Below are 15,698 nucleotides of genomic sequence, written 5' to 3' on the forward strand. Positions count from 1 at the left end.
AACAGCGCATAACGGCATCTGCCATTATGCGCATCCGCCTACAGGGAAATTTTCAGACGTCGAACCGCTTCTTTAAGCTGCTCATCCGTTGGGGTAACGAAAGACATGCGCAGCGTGGTGTGGTCCGGCTCGTTGCAGTAGAAGAACTCACCCGGCACAAACACGACGCCGTTGCTCAACGTTTTTTCCAGCCATTTCGTCGTATTGATGCCGTTATTCATTTTCGCCCACAGGAACATGCCGCCCTTTGGCTTGTGGAACGACATCACATCGCCCAGCTCCGCTTCCAGTTCACTGGCAAAGGTCTGGTATTTCTGGCGATAGGCTTCGCGGATCATTTTAATCTGATTCGCCAGACGACCGGTTTTCAGATATTCGTACGTCATCAGCTGCGACAGCGTGCTGGTGTGCAGATCGGTGGTTTGCTTGAGGTTCACCACCGCACGCTTCAGCCACTCCGGCACCAGCACCCAGCCCACGCGGGTGCCCGGCGCGAGGATTTTAGAGAAGGTGGAGGTGTACACCACGTTATCCTCATTGCCGATATCTTTGGCATGAGCAATCAGCGGGCGGAACGCTTCCTCGGTATAGTTGATTTCGCTGTACGGATCGTCTTCGATAATCACGAAGTCATAGCGCTTCGATAATTCCACCAGCTGTTTACGACGCGCCTCGGAGAGCGTCACGCCGCCCGGGTTACCAAAGGTTGGCACGATATAAACCGCTTTGATGGTTTTGGTTGCCACCAGCGCTTCAAGTTCATCTACTTTCATGCCGTCGCCGTCGGTGCCGACGGATTCAAAATTCGCCTGTGCCAGGCCAAAGACCTGCAACGCGGCGAGGTAGGTCGGACGCTCAACGACGACCGTATCACCCGGGTTAATTAACGCACGCGCCAGCACGTCAAGCGACTGTTGAGAGCCGGATGTAATGACCACGTCATCGGCTTTACAGGCGATGCCGCGACCTTCACAGATGCGTTGGATCTCTTCGCGAAGCCCCGGGACGCCTTCCGTCAGGCCGTACTGGAACGCTTCGCCAAAATGCTGAGACAGCACGGCATCAGCGGCAATTTTTAAACCTTCATGATCGAACAGATCCGGGTTTGGAATACCGCCCCCCAGCGAAATCACGCCTGCCATTTTGCTATGTTTTAATAATTCACGGATGGCAGAGGATTGCAGGCCCTGCGCGCTGCTGGCGAGTTTGTTTGCAGACATTCTTTACTTACCTTCTTTTTTTATATTGTGCCCAATCTTAGCAGAATATGGGCAATAAATTCCGTTAGCTTAGGCAGCGGACGCAAATCCTGGCGCCACAATAAATGCACCGGCCTCGGCGCGGGCGTAAACGCTTCCAGAACCCGAACCAGCCTGCCGCTTGCCAGCTCTTCAGCCACCAGCACTTCCGGTTGCAGCAATAGTCCTGCCCCGGCTCGCGCCGCCATGCGTAAGCCGTAGCCGTCATTGCATCGTAAGACGGCATCACGCTTCCAGCGCACCTCGCCTTCCACACCGGGCAGCCGCCACTCGTTACGCGCCGTCCATACCGTGTGCGACAGACACAGGTGATCCACCAGATCGGCTGGCGTTTGCGGCGTACCGTGACGCGCCAGATATTCCGGCGCGGCGCAGATCGTCATGTTGTAGGGACACAGGTATTTCGCCACCAGATCCTCATTTCGGATCTCCCCGATGCGAATGGCCAGATCGACCCCTTCCTCCACCAGATCCACCATTCGGTTGGTGAGATCCAGTTCGATGCGCACTTGCGGGTAACGCTGTAAAAACGTGGCCGTCAGAGGCGCGATAACGCAGCCGCCAAACGAGGTGGGTGCCGTCACGCGCAGGGTGCCGGCGGGCGTGGCTCGCAGACGTTCAACTGCGTTTTCAGCAATCGAGACCTGCTCCAGCACGCGCCTGGCCTCTTCGAAATAAACGCGTCCGGCGTCGGTCAGGCTCTGGCGACGGGTGTTGCGTTCCAGTAGCCGCGTGCCGAGCTGCGATTCCAGCAGCGCAATATACTTCCCGACCATCACCGCCGACATCTCCAGCCGGGCCGCCGCGCCGGTGAAGCTGCCGCTTTCCACCACCGCGATGAACGTCTCCATCCCGCGAAGCTTATCCATATTCCAAACCTCTGGTTAGTAATCTTCTAACGTTAGCCCAGTTTATCTGAGTTTTTATTTATTAAAGAATGAAGACTCACAACATAAGGAGTCTGCTATGAAAATCGTCATTATTGGTGCCAGCGGTACGGTCGGTCGTGCAGTCACAGAAGAGTTAAGCCAACGCCACGAGACGATCCGCGTGGGTCGCACGCAGGGCGAGCATCAGGTGGATATCACCTCGCAGGCGAGCGTACAGGCGCTGTTCGAAAAGATCGGCCCGGTGGATGCGATTGTCTCCGCCAGCGGTGGGGTACACTTCGGCCCGCTCGCAACCATGACCGACGGCGAGTTCAACCGGGGCTTGCAGGATAAGCTACTGGGGCAGGTTCGTCTGGCGCTGACCGGCCAGCACTTCCTGAACGAAGGCGGCTCGATCACGCTGATAAGCGGGATTGTGGCGCACGAACCGATTGCTCAGGGCGTCAATGCCACCACCGTAAACGCGGCGCTGGAAGGGTTTGTGCGCGCCGCGGCCTGTGAACTGCCGCGCGGGATCCGCATTAACCTGATCAGCCCGACGGTGCTGACGGAATCCGTCGAAGCATATGATGGCTTCTTCCCGGGCTTTGAAAGCGTTCCCGCTGCGACCGTTGCGCAGGCCTACCGCCGCAGCGTGGAAGGGGTACAGAGCGGGCGGGTATATAAAGTCGGCTATTAAGCCTTACGGGCGGCGATCAGCACCAGCATCGGGCGTTCCGCCTCTTCGGCCAGCGCGGGCCAGGCGTCAACCTGCGCCTGCGTTGGTCCCCACTCATTGACTTCACTTATCGTCAATCCGGCCTTGATCAGCGCGTTAAGCGTGGTACCCAGCGTGCGGTGGTATTTGATTACCCCCTCTGCCAGCCAGTTGCTGACGCGCTTGCCTTCGTCCTGATAATGGTTCACGCCCCAGAACCGCTCACCGTTGTCGTCGGTGAGCCAGCCCTGACGGGTGGCGCAGGTATAAATCGGGTGCTCCATCGAGAAAACCAGGCTGCCGCCGGGTTTAAGCGCACGCTGCACCCTGGCGAATAACGCGTCCAGTTCCGGCAGATAGTGCAGCGCCAGCGAGCTGTAGACCAGATCGAGACTGTTTTCGCGAAGCTGAAGAGATTCCAGATCGCTACGCTGATAGTGGATCTGCGTGTCATCCGTCAGTTCTGCCGCGCGGGCGAGCATCTTTTCAGAGATATCGACGCCCGTGACGTCGCAAGCGCCCAGCTCGCGCGCCACGCGGCAGAACCAGCCGTAGCCGCACCCAAGATCGATAACTGATGTGCCGGTTAAATCCGGCAGCATCGCCTTAAGCGCAGGCCACTCCGGCGCGCCGTCCAGCCCCTGCACGGAGCGCGGAAGCTGGGCGTAGCCTTCGAAAAACGCCGGATTGTCGTAGATGTTTTGTGCCATAACGGACTCCTTTATCGCAACAGTGGCGAGGGTAAAGCACCCCTCGCCCGTTGACAACGTATCCGTCTTATAAATCACAGCCTGCGCCGGATTTTCTCCACCATGGCTGTGGTTGAGATCCCGTAGCGGTCATGGAGGGTGGGCAACGCGCCCGCATCAAGGAATGCGTCCGGCAGCGCGACGGTATCGAAATCCACGTTCACGCGGTTGCGCATCAACAGCGACGCGACGGCTTCGCACAACCCGCCTACGTTGCTGTGGTTTTCCGCCACGATGACCAGCCGTCCCGGCTTCGCAGCCTGCGCCAGGATCGTCTCTTCGTCCAGCGGCTTAATGGTGGGCGAGTGCAGCACCGCCACGCTGACGTTATCCTTACGCAGCTGCTTCGCCGCCTCCAGCGCACGCATGGTCATCAGGCCTGAGGCGACGATCAGGACATCGTTCCCCTCTTCCAGCAGCGCAGCTTTGCCAATCTTAAACTGGTAGTTGTACTGGTCCAGCACCACCGGCACCTTGCCGCGCAGCAGGCGCATATAGACAGGGCCATCGTGCGCTGCCATCGCCGGCACCGCCTGTTCGGTGTCGATTGCGTCACAGGGATCGATAATCGTCATGCCCGGAATACCGCGCATAATCGCAATATCTTCCGTCGCCTGGTGGCTCGGCCCGTAACCGGTGGTTAGCCCCGGCAGCGCCGCGCAGATCTTCACGTTCAGGTGCTCTTCAGCAATCACCTGATGGATAAAATCGTAGGCGCGGCGGGTGGCGAAGACGGCATAGGTGGTGGCGAAAGGAATAAAACCCTCTTTCGCCATGCCGCCCGCGGCCCCCATTAACAACTGCTCGGCCATGCCCATCTGAAAGAAGCGTTCCGGGTAGGCCTGAGCGAAAATATGCAGATCGGTGTACTTCGACAGATCCGCAGTCATGCCTACGACCTCCGGTCGCTGTTCCGCCAGCTTCACCAGCGCTTGGCCGAACGGTGCGGCTCGCGTCTCCTGGCCCTCTTCCGCGATAGAGGCAATCATCGCCGACGTGGTTAAACGCGGTTTTTTCTCCGTGGTCTGGCTCATTACAGCACTCCTTCAGGTTTGTTGGCATCCAGCACAGCGAGTGCCTTTTGCCACTCGTCAGCATCCACGCGAATAAAATGGTTCTTGTCACGCTTTTCGAGGAACGGCACGCCCTTGCCCATCAGCGTGTCGCACAAAATGACGCGCGGCTGGTTTTCCGGGTAGCGTTTGGCGTTATCAAACGCCGTTACCAGTGAAGGGACATCGTTGCCGTTGACGCGCTGCACGTACCAGCCGAAGGAGGTCCATTTATCTTCCAGCGGCTCAAAGCCGAGGATCGCGTGCGAGTTGCCATCCGCCTGCTGGCGGTTAATGTCCACCAGCACGATCAGGTTCGACAGGCCGTGATGTGCCGCCGACATCGCAGCTTCCCAGGTTGACCCTTCGTCCAGCTCGCCGTCCGACATGGAGTTAACGACCCATGCCGCGCTCTGCTTGCGCTTCAGCCCCAGCGCCATGCCAACGCCAATGCTTAAGCCCTGCCCCAGCGAACCGCCGGAGATCTCCATGCCCGGCGTGTAGGTTGCCATGCCGGACATCGGCAGGCGGCTGTCGTCCGCGCCGTAGGTCTCCAGCTCATCTTCAGGAACGATCCCCGCTTCAATCAGGGCGGCGTAACAGGCAATGGCGTAGTGGCCGTGAGAGAGCAAAAAACGGTCACGCCCCTCCCACTCCGGCTCGCCCGGCTTAAGGTTCATCCCGTGGGCAAACGCGGTGGCCAGCACATCGGCATAGCCCAGCGCCTGCCCGATGTAGCCCTGCCCCTGCACTTCGCCCATGCGCAGCGCGTAGCGGCGAATGCGCCAGGCCGCGGCGGCAACCTGTTGAACTGTGGTATCCGTCATCGTCGTATCTCCTTAATGAATCAGCATCCCGCCGTTCACGTCGAGCGTGATACCGGTGGAGTAAGAAGAGAGGTCGCTGCCGAGGAACAGCGCGGCGCGGGCAATATCCTGCGCGTCTCCGAGGCGGTTAAGCGGAATGCCCGCCAGAATGGACGTTTTCATCTCATCGCTCAGCTTGCCTGCGGTAATGTCCGTCTGGATAAGACCCGGCGTGATGCAGTTTACGCGCACATTGTCGGGCCCCAGCTCACGCGCCATGGCTTTTGCCAGCCCCAGCACACCCGCTTTTGCAGCGCTGTAGTGTGGGCCGCCAAAGATGCCGCCGCCGCGCTGGGCCGATACCGATGAAATGCAGACGATGCTGCCCGACTTTTGCGCGCGCATAGTGGGAATAACCGCCTGGGACATTAGCAGCGTGCCGCGCAGGCTGACGTCAAGCACCGCATCGTAATTTTCGCGTTTGATATCCATCAGCTTGATCGGCTGAGTTATGCCGGCGTTATTCACCAGAATATCGATGCGCCCGTATTTCCCCAGCACCTGCTCAATGGCGGCATTAACCTGTAATTCATTGCTGACGTTCGCCGCAAGGCCCAGATGTTCGTCGCCCAGGCTCGCGGCGGCAGCCCGGCTGGCTTCAGCGTTTAAATCGATAATCACCACTTTCGCACCCTGTTCAGCATATAATTTCGCCGTAGCGAAACCCAAACCGCGTACGGAAGCCGCGCCGGTAATAACGGCGACTTTATTTTTCAGTAGCATACATTTACTCCATTCGGACAAGAGAGATTTAATGTTTTATTTCGGTTCTTCCAGCAGCATAATCATAATTAAGCCAATGGCTGCGCAAATACCGAAATAAATAAACACGGAATTAAAACTACCTGTTTTATCCAGCAGATAACCTGCCAGCATCGGGGAAACAAATCCGCCGAGATTACCGCCGCTATTGATAATGGACGCGGCAATCGGATAGGTTTTACTGTCCGCAACAGCCATTCCATAAGCCGTAAAAGCGGGCCAGCCGATATTCAGACAGAGGCCGACAAAAAATAACCCGACGCAAACCGCGACGGTGCTTTGCGGAATATTCAGCATAATAACCATCATTAAAACGGTGCTGATGGCGGTAAACATCATGGTCGGTTTACGTCGGCGGCCGAGCAGTTTGTCGGAGACGTAGCCGCCAAAAATCGCACCGATAAATCCACCGATGCACGGCATGCTGGCGACCAGCCCCATGCTCATAAACGTAAAGCCTTTCTCTTTCACCAGATAGAGCGGCATCCACGTCAACAGTCCGTACAGCACGCTGACCATCATAAAATAGGCCAGGCAGTCGCCGAGAATATTCTTCGAGGTAAACAGCCCTTTCACCGTGCTTACCGGGGCTAATTCCCGCACGCGGATCAGCCGATCGAGGCGTGCAAAGCCTGGTGAAATCACGATATTTTCCCGTCTGGCGTCCGGGGTCTCCTGACCGGCGGTAATGGTCTCCAGCTCCGCTTTCGAGACGAATGCGCTCTCGGACGGCTTGGTGCGTACCAGCAGATACCACAGGACGGCAATGACCAGACCGGGGATCGCAAAGGAGAAGAAGACCCAGCGCCAGCCCCAGGTCATGGCGATCCACACTGCCAGCGGCGGCACGAGGATGGGCGCGAACATGGTGGCGGCGATGTAGACGCCCGTGGCAGTGGCCTTCTCCTTTGGCGGAAACCAGTTATTGATGGTGGAGGCCAGCCCGACCGGGCACGGCCCCTCTGTTAACCCCAGCCCCAGGCGGATACACTTCAGGCCCAGAACCGAGGTTGCGGTGCCCATCAGCCAGGTAAAGGCAGAGAAGCCGAATATCGACAGTGCCACCATGCCGCGAATTCCCTTTTTGGCAATAAAAAAGCCCGCAGGAATTTGGCTCAGGGCGTATCCCAAAAAAAACATGCTGGCGATGGCACCGGCTTCGAAATTATTGATATGAAATTCGTCAATGATAAACGGCAGTACTGCACCAATATTTGTTCGGTCAGCATAGTTAATGGCATAAACAATAAAAATTAATGCCAGCACAACGAAACGGTAATTGGTTTTTTTAGTCTTTATGTAGGGGACAGCTTGTTCTATACGAGACATAACTTACCTCATTATTCGAACACCGTGAGTCGTTTTATTATTGCGTTCAACGTCAATATATCGGCTCACCCATGAAACGCCATTCAATAAAGCTCATTTATTGCTGAGATAAATTTGATTCGCGATACAGCTCAAAAAAATAACATCGGGATAAAATTGCCCGCTCGCAGTCTCAATGTTATGTTTTTTATCAATTATCGTGTAAGGAGTAGGCCATGTCCGCGCAGGATCGCCAGACGTTATCGCTGCCCTCGCTCAGAAATTTGCAGGCGTTTATCGCCGTTGCTAACGCTCTGAGCATCCATCAGGCGGCGGAACAGCTCAACGTCACGCCTTCGGCGGTAAGCCACCAGATCGCGTCGCTGGAATCGTGGCTGGGCAAGAAATTATTTATCCGAAGCGGCAAAGGGGTTCAACTCACCCCGACGGGAGAAAAATATCTGCGGGAGGTCTCGGCGGCGATGAGCGCCATCGGGCGCGCCACCGATCAAATCGTGAAAGAAAAAGACAATGCTGTGCTTCGCGTGCACTCTTCCCCCACCTTCGGGCTGTCCTGGCTGTTGCGCCGTCTGGGCAGATTCCGCGCCGAATATCCTGATATCACCATCAATCTCACCTGCTCCTATGAGAACCTACAGTTCGCCAGAGATAATATCGACATTGATATCCGTCACGGTATTCCGGACTGGGACGCCTACCGGGTGATGACCATTAAAAACGACACGCTGGTGGTATTGGCCTCGCCGGACTATGCAGAAGAGCATCCCATCAGCACGCCCGCCGATCTGCTGCAACAATCGCTTATCTCGTCCACCAGCACTCTGGTGAACTGGGAGAAATGGTTCGCCTGGCACAATATCGACAGGCCCTGGCTTAATTTCAGCCTCAGCTTCGACCGCTCCTACATGAGCTTTGAAGCGGCGCGCATGGGGCTTGGGTTTATTCTGGAGAGCAAAATGATGGCTACCGATCACCTGAAGGATGGCTCGCTGGTGCAGGTGCTGCCTGATGAAATGGGTATCGCCATCAACGCGCACCATCTGGTGATGCCGCACATGAACGAACGCGCGTGGAAGATCCAGCAGTTCGTCGAGTGGATTGACCGTGAGTTGCGATTGTCGGGGTATCACCTGTAGCGATACCCCAACGTGGCGTCAGGCGACCGTGCCCCAGACCAGATTCCCCTTGTGGAACGTCGCGGTACGCGGAGAGATACGCGCCACGGCCTCGGCGGAACAGGAGGCATCCACCAGCACGAAGCTGGCGTCGTCCTGCGCTTTAGGCCACACGCGCTCACCTTTGTCGTTCAGGGGCAGCACGTCGCCGGTGGCGATGCCCAGCGCCCGCGAAAGCGTCTGCTCGTTCGGGCGAATATAGAGCTGGGCGTAGAGGTTGGCTTTCTCCAGCATGTCCCCCAGACCGTACGGGGACCAGTGGTCAATCACGCTGTCGGTACCGGTCATGACAAACACGCCTTTATCACGTAAATGCTTCAACGGCATGTGCAGGGTGCCAATCGGCACGGTCGAGGCGATGGTCACCTGCTGCGCCGCCATGCGGGTGGCGATCTCATCCACCTGCTGTTCGTTAAGCGTCGCCAGCGCGAAGGCGTGGCTGATGGTCAGCTTCCCCTTCAGCGCCGGCGTTTTCTCCACGGTTTCTACCATGTAGTTCACCGCCGCCACGCCCGCCGGGCTGGTTTCGTGCAGGTGAATATCCACCCCTTTGTTGTAATCCAGCGCAATCTGGAACATGGTGTCGAGGGATTTCTCCATCGCGCCGTCGACGCTGGTTGGGTCCAGCCCGCCCACATAATGCGCCCCCGCCTGCATCGCCTCGCGCATCAGCTTTTCAGAATTCGACAGCAGCAGACCGTGCTGCGGGAAGGCAACGATTTCACAGTCAAAACCTGGCTTACGGCGCGCCAGTACCGCCTGCAAATTTTCCAGGTTTTTCAGGCCGGAAACCGGCTCTATGTTGCAGTGGCTGCGGGCGATGGTGGACCCTTTGGACTGGATCAGGTCGATCAGCTTTTCGGCGCGTTCTTGCGTGTAAGGCTGTAATTCCGGCAGCAGCTTCTGCTCCAGGCGGATCATGTCCTGAATAGTGGTACCCGCCGGACGGTTCAGGGAGCGCCACGGGCCGCCATAGAAGGTTTTGTCCAGATGTATGTGCATGTCGCGCATCGCCGGGAGCATCAGCTTTTTGCCCGCGTCGAAGTGCGGCAGGGCCGCGTCGGCGTGGCTGTTGTTATCGCGCAGGGCGACGATTTTCCCGTCTTTGATCTCAAGCGTTTTCAGCTCGGTGCGGGTACTTGTCACCACGCTGCCGTCGAAGTTAAACCCGGCTTCCAGCAGCACGTTATCGAGATAGTAATGTTTTGCGGTGATGTTCATCGGTTTACCCGTCTCGCAGGTTGCCTTAGCAGAATCGGCAGCATACGCGACGGAACCCGTGGCGCCAAACAGCGCGCAGGCGGTAACCATTTTACCGCTCTGGCTAATAAACTCGCGGCGGCTTTTATTCTCACTCATCTTATCTTCCTTCGTTAACAATGTGGGTACCCGTTTCACCGCGCAGCGCTGCGGGCAGGCAGTCCGGCGAGGTGATGATCACGCGCCTGCCGCCATGGCGTAAAAATTCCAGCGAAGCGACGATTTTTGGCAACATGCTGCCCGCCGGGAAGTGGCCTTCATCCCTGTAGCGCGTCATCTGCGCCACGTTGACGGTATCCAGCGCCTGCTGGTTCGGCTTGCCGAAGTTCACGCACACTTTCTCCACGCCGGTGGTGATCACCAGCACGTCGGCGCCGATCTCGCGCGCCAGCAGCGCGGTGGAGAGATCTTTATCTATCACCGCGTCCACGCTCTGATAATCGCCCTGGTCACTGCGCACCACAGGAATGCCTCCGCCGCCTGCGCCGATCACCACAAATCCTTTCTGCGTCAGCGCCTTGATGGCATCCGCCTCGACAATGCGCCGCGGCTGCGGTGAAGCCACCACGCGGCGATAGCCCCGGCCTGAATCCTCGACAAAATGCCAGTCCGGATGCGCAAGTTGCAGATCGTCGCGCTGCGCCTCGCTGAAGAACGCGCCGATGGGTTTCGTCGGGTGCATAAAGCCAGGATCATTTTTATCCACCTCCACCTGCGTGACGACCGTGACCGCTTTTTGTTCCCCGCGCGCCGCCAGGCGGTTGTTGAGCGCCTGCTGGATCAGGTAGCCGATCCCACCCTGGGTATTTGCCACGCAGTTTGCCAGCGGGGTCAGCGGCAGCCCTTCCCGCTCGTGGGCGATCTCGGCGCGGCGCAGATCCAGCCCCACCTGAGGGCCGTTGCCGTGGGTGAGCACGATGTCATAGTCCGAGGCCAGCATTTCGAGCACCGACTCAGCCACCGCTTTGACCGCCTGCGCCTGATGCTCAATCGACTGGCTGGCGTTGTCTTTGATAATGCTGTTGCCGCCGATGGCAACGACCATTAGCTCTTTCATTTTGTTTCCTTTAAAAGGTGCGTTCTGGCGCCCTCACCCTGGCCCTCTCCCACTGGGAGAGGGGGATTAACAGAGATATCGAGAACATGCTTCACCACAAACATCCCGCCCATCATCAGGTAGGCCGTAACGAACATCAGGGAACTGCCCTCGGCAAAGCCCACCACCGGGGCGTGGATCACGCCAAACAGCGCCAGCAGCGCGCCTCCTGCGGCGGCGACGGCCCCGCGCAGCGGTTTATTGATGATGGCGAAGATGGCGATACAGCCCCAGAGCATGCTGGCGAGCGGCGCGCCGTTGCCGAGATGCATCAGGCCTTCGTAGTAGATCCCCTTGCTGTGCAGCACGTCGGTGCCAATTTTCGCCGCGCTGGTCCCCGCCGCGCTCATCACGCTGTTCATCATGGTCAGCGCCCAGTTGGCAATCCACGGGAACAGGCAGATGAAGATGACGGGCACTTCCACTTTCGGGGTTTCCCTCACCACCTGGTTGGCGGTGACGACGCCGATAAACACCAGAATCGGCACGATGGCGGTCATCGGTATGATGGCGAGCATAAAGGCCCCCAGCCCGAACAGCGGCACGATGAACATGGTCACGCCGGACGCCAGGGTGTAGCCGATGCTGGCGCCCATCGCTTTCCAGCCAGGATGGCCGACGTAGACCGTGACCGGGAACGGATTGCCCATCAGGCAGCCGAGCATGGAGGCCAGACCGTTCGCCAGCATTACCTTGCGGGTCGGGTATTCATCCCCCGCCGCATGGGCGCTTTCGATGTTCTCCAGGTCAAAGATGTAGTTCGCCAGCCCCAGCGGTACGGCGGACGCCAGATACGGCAGCGCATGCGGCAACCCCTGCATAAAGCTGTCCACATGCACTTCCGGCGGGTTAAAGCCGAAGGATGACATGGACGCTTTAATGGCATCCGGGCTTTGCAGGCCGGAGATCCACGCAAGCAGAGTACCGGCAATCAACAACAGCAGGCCGGTCGGGATGCGGGCGAAAATCGGCTTTTTACCGAACCAGTTAATGAAGATCAGCAGCAGGACGATAAACGACACGGTCGGCGCTTCGAACGCCTGCAACATCGGGTTCATCGCCAGCAGGAGCAGGCCAAGACCGGACAGGCACGACAGCAGCACGGTACGCGGGATCATCTTGCGGATGGTTTCCCCCAGGAAGGAACCGCCCGCGAGGATCATCGCTTCCACAAAGCACCACACCAGGCCAATCTGAATCGCGAAATCCGCATCGCCGGTTTGCTGGTAAACCGGCATTAAGACCAGGAAGGTCACGGTAAAAATCGACGGCGCGCTCGGGCCGGACGGCAGCGCGGTGACGTCCGTTCGTCCGGTGGCGCGCGCCATTTGCAGGCCAAACCACGTATAGCAAAGACTCGCCACCAGCACCGCCAGCCCGAAGGCTGGCGCGATGCGTCCATAAACAATCTCCTTCGGGATGCCGACGACAAAAATGAGCAACCCCATCATGGTCAGCAAATTGGTCAGGTTGTTGGTCATCAACCCGAAATAAGCTGCCCAGTCACCTCTTTTCCACTCCAGTTTCATGTTTTTCATGGATGCATACCTTATAGAACGTAGCGATCGCGGAAGGTTAACAGCGCCTTTTCAAAACAGCTAAACGGCGGGTGAACGATGCCCGCCCCAATCATGCCGATACCGGCGTCCTTATGGGCAATGGCGGTATTAATGACCGGCAGAATGCCGCTGCCCGCGACCTTCGTGATGTCGATGGCGGACGGGATGCCCATAAACGACAGCAGCGGAATGGTGACGTTCGGGTTTTCGCCGAGAGTGATTTCGCGCATCTGGCGGGAGAAATCGATGGCTTCCTCCACCGTGCCGCCCACCAGCGCCACGATTGCCGGTGCCGTCGCCATCGCAAAGCCGCCGATGCCGTAGGTTTCGGTAATCGCGCTGTCGCCGATATCCAGCCCGGAGTCTTCCGGCTTATAGCCCGCGAACATCGGGCCGATCACCTGCTGCGCCGGGCCGGTGAACCACTGCCCCGGCAGGCCGGAGACGCGCAGGCCGAACTCGTAGCCGTTGCGCGCCATGGTGGTGACGACGGTGCTGTACTCAATGCCGTGGGCGGCATCCAGCGCGGCCTTACACATTGCCATCCACGTCGGACCGGAGAAGTAGTCGCTGCTGGCGACAAACTCGAACACTTCACGCTGCTGCGCCACCGGATAGCCCGCCTGGATCAGCCCCGGCGTCAGCGCCTGAATAAGCAGCGTGGTGCCCGCGTTGTTGCGGTTGTGGCACTCGTCGCCCATGTGCAGCGCCTGGGCCAGCATCAGGCGCAGGTCGATTTCGCCGATAATCTTCATCGCGTCGCGCAGCATTGGGCCGAGCACGTCGCGCATCCAGTTCAGGCGGTCGATCACGCTCTGATCGTTGGCCCCCATGCGCAGGATCTTCGCCATCTGCTCGCTGAGGTTGGTGAAGGCGCGGTTGCCGTAGGTTTTGTTCTCAACGATGTGCATAAACATCGACGCGGAGGTGACGCCCGCCATAGAGCCCACACAGTCGTGCTCGTGGCACGGCGAGAAGGTGATCTTCCCTGAAGCCGCCAGCCTTGCGGCGTCCTCCAGATCCGTCGCCAGCCCTTCAAACACCAGCGCGCCGGTAACCGCGCCCTTCATCGCCCCGCACATGTTTTCCCAGGTAACAGGCGGACCGGCATGCAGAATGGTGGTGCGAGTCATGCCCGGCACCACGTTGATGGCCTGGTCATAGCCCACCAGCACCGGATGGGACTGAATAATGCGTTCAAGGGCAATGTTGTTCGCGGCGGCAATTTTCTCCGCCAGCGGTTTTTCCGCCAGCCGATCCAGCGCGTCCACCACCTGCATATTGCCCTGCCCCGGCGGCGTCCAGTCGAGCTGGGTCACGGGAACGTGCTGTTTTTTGAGGTCGTCGCTGAACATCGCAATCCCGACATTAATCACGTTCAGCGGTTGGTTGAATAAGGTCGTCATTATGCTCTCTCCCCTTTGCAGACAAATTCGCGTGCCAGTAATCCGGTATTGGTGCTGCTGCTGGCCCAGATGACGCCTGCGTCGGTCAGCAGCTGGCACTGCTGGGCCAGCGACTGCGGATCCTGATCGGTGCCGAGCACGTAGCCGAGAATTTCCAGCGGACGGTTGTCGGCTTTCGCGATTGCCTGTGCCTCTTTGATCGCCTCGATCATCACCCCCACCGGATCCTCGTGTGCGCCAAAGCCCAGCACGAAGTCCATCACGATGACGCCCACCTGCGGATCGCGCGCCTCCTGTAGCAGGCGGCTGATGCGGTTGGTCGGGTCGATCATCGGGTGTGGTTTGCCGTTGGTGAAATCGTCGTCACCGAAATCAAGGAAGGTGTGGGCCTGGCTGACGCTGATGTCCTTCAGACGCCTGGCCGGATCCGGCTGGATGTTGCTGTAAACATCGTCAAACTTCTCCAGCGCGGCAAACATCGCTTCGTCGCACAGGGTGCCGCCGCAGAACAGGCCGCGAATGTACTTCTGCCGCGGCGTCAGGCGGGCGCGCACCTCTTCGATCAGCGGCCAGTTGAGGGGATGTAAATTCAGGGAGTCTTTTTTAATGCCGGTAAGCAGCACCGCTTTCAGGGCCGCCTCTTTGGTGCCACGAGCAAACTGCAAGCCGTCTTCATCGGCTGGCGGTTCGTTGCGGCCCAGGAAGCACACAACCACAGGCTTGCGGCAGGCGCGTGCCCGGGCCAGCACCTTCTCTGCCACCGCGGGTGCAGGCGGTTTGGAGATGAGCGCTATCACCCGGGTCGCGTCGTCCGCCTCCAGCATGTCGATGGCGTCGAGCATCATCAGGCCGCCAATCTTCTCGCTGAGATCGCGCCCGCCGGTGCCGATCAGCTGCGACACGCCGCCGCCGAACTCGTGAATGCGCACGCTCAGCTCCTGGCTACCGGTGCCGGAGGCGCCAACGATGCCAATCGGCCCGCGACGTACCGCGTTGGCAAAGCATAGCCCCGCGCCGTTGATAATGGCGGTGCCGCAGTCCGGCCCCATCATTAGCAATCCTTTGTCATGCGCCAGCTGCTTCAGCGCCAGCTCGTCGTCGAGCGACACATTATCGGAAAACAGCATCACGTTGAGATCGTTTTCCAGTGCCTGGCGCGCTTCGCGGGCGGCGAAGGTGCCGTTGACGGATATCACCGCAAGGTTGCTGTCCGGACGATGGGTTTTGGCGCTGGCAATTGTCGCGTAGCGTGCTTCATGGGAGCCAGCGCTCTCTTTACGCGTGAATAACGCTTCAATGGCGGCAAGGGTTTCCTCATTCGCCGCGTCGCCTTTAATAACGATCATCAGGTCGCCGTTTTTCGCGTCCGCTAATTCCGGCGTTAATAGCCCGAGGTTTTTTAATACCCCTTTGTTCATTTCCGTCGCCATCGCCACAAACGCCTGCTCGATGCCCGGCAATTTATTGGCTTTGGTGGAAACCGACATTAAGGAAACCGAATCGAAATACGTATTCTTTTTTATGACGATTTTGGTTGGCATTATTTTCACCTGTTTAAGATAAAAGGGGGCCGCCGTCGTGCTAAATGCACGTCGGTA

Annotated in this window: 14 protein-coding genes; 2 read left to right on the plus strand and 12 right to left on the minus strand. The window is 58.4% G+C overall.

Going from position 1 to position 15,698, the window contains the following annotated elements:
• Positions 1 to 38: 38 nt before the first annotated feature.
• Together IM282_RS01915 and IM282_RS01920 are read right to left on the minus strand one after the other, a co-directional pair.
• Complete coding sequence (locus tag IM282_RS01915; protein ID WP_022649114.1) at positions 39 to 1,220, minus strand: PLP-dependent aminotransferase family protein; 1,182 nt, start codon at positions 1,218 to 1,220, stop codon at positions 39 to 41.
• Between the two features lie 20 nt (positions 1,221 to 1,240).
• Complete coding sequence (locus IM282_RS01920; RefSeq protein WP_045308444.1) at positions 1,241 to 2,128, minus strand: LysR substrate-binding domain-containing protein; 888 nt, start codon at positions 2,126 to 2,128, stop codon at positions 1,241 to 1,243.
• Positions 2,129 to 2,225: 97 nt separating this feature from the next.
• Here IM282_RS01920 and IM282_RS01925 point away from each other — a divergent pair, with 97 nt between their 5' ends.
• Positions 2,226 to 2,828: a short chain dehydrogenase gene (locus IM282_RS01925; protein ID WP_023298436.1), complete on the plus strand. Its 603-nt coding sequence runs from the start codon at positions 2,226 to 2,228 to the stop codon at positions 2,826 to 2,828.
• Here IM282_RS01925 and IM282_RS01930 read toward each other — a convergent pair.
• The 5 genes from IM282_RS01930 to IM282_RS01950 form a co-directional block, all read right to left on the minus strand.
• Positions 2,825 to 3,556: a bifunctional 2-polyprenyl-6-hydroxyphenol methylase/3-demethylubiquinol 3-O-methyltransferase UbiG gene (locus IM282_RS01930; protein ID WP_023298437.1), complete on the minus strand. Its 732-nt coding sequence runs from the start codon at positions 3,554 to 3,556 to the stop codon at positions 2,825 to 2,827. The two genes, IM282_RS01925 and IM282_RS01930, sit on opposite strands and share 4 nt — an antisense overlap.
• 74 nt (positions 3,557 to 3,630) lie before the next feature.
• A complete protein-coding gene (locus tag IM282_RS01935) occupies positions 3,631 to 4,629 on the minus strand; it encodes a transketolase family protein (protein ID WP_063146927.1) in 999 nt (332 codons plus the stop codon).
• Positions 4,629 to 5,474 (minus strand): transketolase, encoded by an 846-nt coding sequence (locus tag IM282_RS01940; RefSeq protein WP_192970059.1) that lies wholly within the window; start codon positions 5,472 to 5,474, stop codon positions 4,629 to 4,631. The genes IM282_RS01935 and IM282_RS01940 overlap by 1 nt, the downstream gene beginning before the upstream one ends.
• Positions 5,475 to 5,486: 12 nt before the next feature.
• Entirely contained in the window at positions 5,487 to 6,236 is a 750-nt protein-coding gene (locus IM282_RS01945) for an SDR family NAD(P)-dependent oxidoreductase (RefSeq protein WP_003862216.1), read from the minus strand.
• A gap of 36 nt (positions 6,237 to 6,272) precedes the next feature.
• Positions 6,273 to 7,604, minus strand: a complete 1,332-nt coding sequence (locus IM282_RS01950; RefSeq protein ID WP_192970060.1) for an MFS transporter — start codon at positions 7,602 to 7,604, stop codon at positions 6,273 to 6,275.
• A gap of 215 nt (positions 7,605 to 7,819) precedes the next feature.
• Between IM282_RS01950 and IM282_RS01955 the strand changes: the two genes are divergently transcribed.
• Positions 7,820 to 8,740 (plus strand): LysR substrate-binding domain-containing protein, encoded by a 921-nt coding sequence (locus IM282_RS01955; RefSeq protein ID WP_023323646.1) that lies wholly within the window; start codon positions 7,820 to 7,822, stop codon positions 8,738 to 8,740.
• 18 nt (positions 8,741 to 8,758) lie between these two features.
• Here the strand turns inward: IM282_RS01955 and IM282_RS01960 are convergent, their stop codons facing one another.
• Genes IM282_RS01960 through fdrA form a run of 5 tightly spaced genes read right to left on the minus strand, consistent with a single transcriptional unit; the run spans position 8,759 to position 15,641 of the window.
• Positions 8,759 to 10,138 carry an amidohydrolase family protein gene (locus IM282_RS01960; protein ID WP_192970061.1) on the minus strand — a complete coding sequence of 460 codons (1,380 nt, stop codon included), beginning with the start codon at positions 10,136 to 10,138 and terminating at the stop codon, positions 8,759 to 8,761.
• Between the two features lies 1 nt (position 10,139).
• Positions 10,140 to 11,096 (minus strand): carbamate kinase family protein, encoded by a 957-nt coding sequence (locus IM282_RS01965; RefSeq protein ID WP_192970062.1) that lies wholly within the window; start codon positions 11,094 to 11,096, stop codon positions 10,140 to 10,142.
• Entirely contained in the window at positions 11,093 to 12,673 is a 1,581-nt protein-coding gene (locus IM282_RS01970; protein ID WP_022649120.1) for a hypothetical protein, read from the minus strand. The genes IM282_RS01965 and IM282_RS01970 overlap by 4 nt, the downstream gene beginning before the upstream one ends.
• A gap of 11 nt (positions 12,674 to 12,684) precedes the next feature.
• Positions 12,685 to 14,100, minus strand: coding sequence for a DUF1116 domain-containing protein (locus IM282_RS01975; RefSeq protein ID WP_023298441.1), 1,416 nt, complete (start codon positions 14,098 to 14,100; stop codon positions 12,685 to 12,687).
• Entirely contained in the window at positions 14,100 to 15,641 is a 1,542-nt protein-coding gene (gene fdrA / locus IM282_RS01980; protein ID WP_063148633.1) for an acyl-CoA synthetase FdrA, read from the minus strand. The genes IM282_RS01975 and fdrA overlap by 1 nt, the downstream gene beginning before the upstream one ends.
• Positions 15,642 to 15,698 lie beyond the last annotated feature (57 nt).

The organism is Enterobacter cloacae complex sp. P29RS (assembly GCF_014893445.1).
Classification (GTDB): domain Bacteria; phylum Pseudomonadota; class Gammaproteobacteria; order Enterobacterales; family Enterobacteriaceae; genus Enterobacter; species Enterobacter intestinihominis.

What these genes read in the sequence shown, in the direction of transcription:
- IM282_RS01970 (WP_022649120.1), bottom strand. Translation starts at nt 12,673, where the DNA reads ATGAAAAACATGAAACTGGAGTGGAAAAGAGGTGACTGGGCAGCTTAT.
- IM282_RS01975 (WP_023298441.1), bottom strand. Translation starts at nt 14,100, where the DNA reads ATGACGACCTTATTCAACCAACCGCTGAACGTGATTAATGTCGGGATT.
- IM282_RS01935 (WP_063146927.1), bottom strand. Translation starts at nt 4,629, where the DNA reads ATGAGCCAGACCACGGAGAAAAAACCGCGTTTAACCACGTCGGCGATG.
- IM282_RS01950 (WP_192970060.1), bottom strand. Translation starts at nt 7,604, where the DNA reads ATGTCTCGTATAGAACAAGCTGTCCCCTACATAAAGACTAAAAAAACC.
- IM282_RS01915 (WP_022649114.1), bottom strand. Translation starts at nt 1,220, where the DNA reads ATGTCTGCAAACAAACTCGCCAGCAGCGCGCAGGGCCTGCAATCCTCT.
- IM282_RS01920 (WP_045308444.1), bottom strand. Translation starts at nt 2,128, where the DNA reads ATGGATAAGCTTCGCGGGATGGAGACGTTCATCGCGGTGGTGGAAAGC.
- IM282_RS01955 (WP_023323646.1), top strand. Translation starts at nt 7,820, where the DNA reads ATGTCCGCGCAGGATCGCCAGACGTTATCGCTGCCCTCGCTCAGAAAT.
- IM282_RS01925 (WP_023298436.1), top strand. Translation starts at nt 2,226, where the DNA reads ATGAAAATCGTCATTATTGGTGCCAGCGGTACGGTCGGTCGTGCAGTC.
- fdrA (WP_063148633.1), bottom strand. Translation starts at nt 15,641, where the DNA reads ATGCCAACCAAAATCGTCATAAAAAAGAATACGTATTTCGATTCGGTT.
- IM282_RS01940 (WP_192970059.1), bottom strand. Translation starts at nt 5,474, where the DNA reads ATGACGGATACCACAGTTCAACAGGTTGCCGCCGCGGCCTGGCGCATT.
- IM282_RS01930 (WP_023298437.1), bottom strand. Translation starts at nt 3,556, where the DNA reads ATGGCACAAAACATCTACGACAATCCGGCGTTTTTCGAAGGCTACGCC.
- IM282_RS01960 (WP_192970061.1), bottom strand. Translation starts at nt 10,138, where the DNA reads ATGAGTGAGAATAAAAGCCGCCGCGAGTTTATTAGCCAGAGCGGTAAA.
- IM282_RS01945 (WP_003862216.1), bottom strand. Translation starts at nt 6,236, where the DNA reads ATGCTACTGAAAAATAAAGTCGCCGTTATTACCGGCGCGGCTTCCGTA.
- IM282_RS01965 (WP_192970062.1), bottom strand. Translation starts at nt 11,096, where the DNA reads ATGAAAGAGCTAATGGTCGTTGCCATCGGCGGCAACAGCATTATCAAA.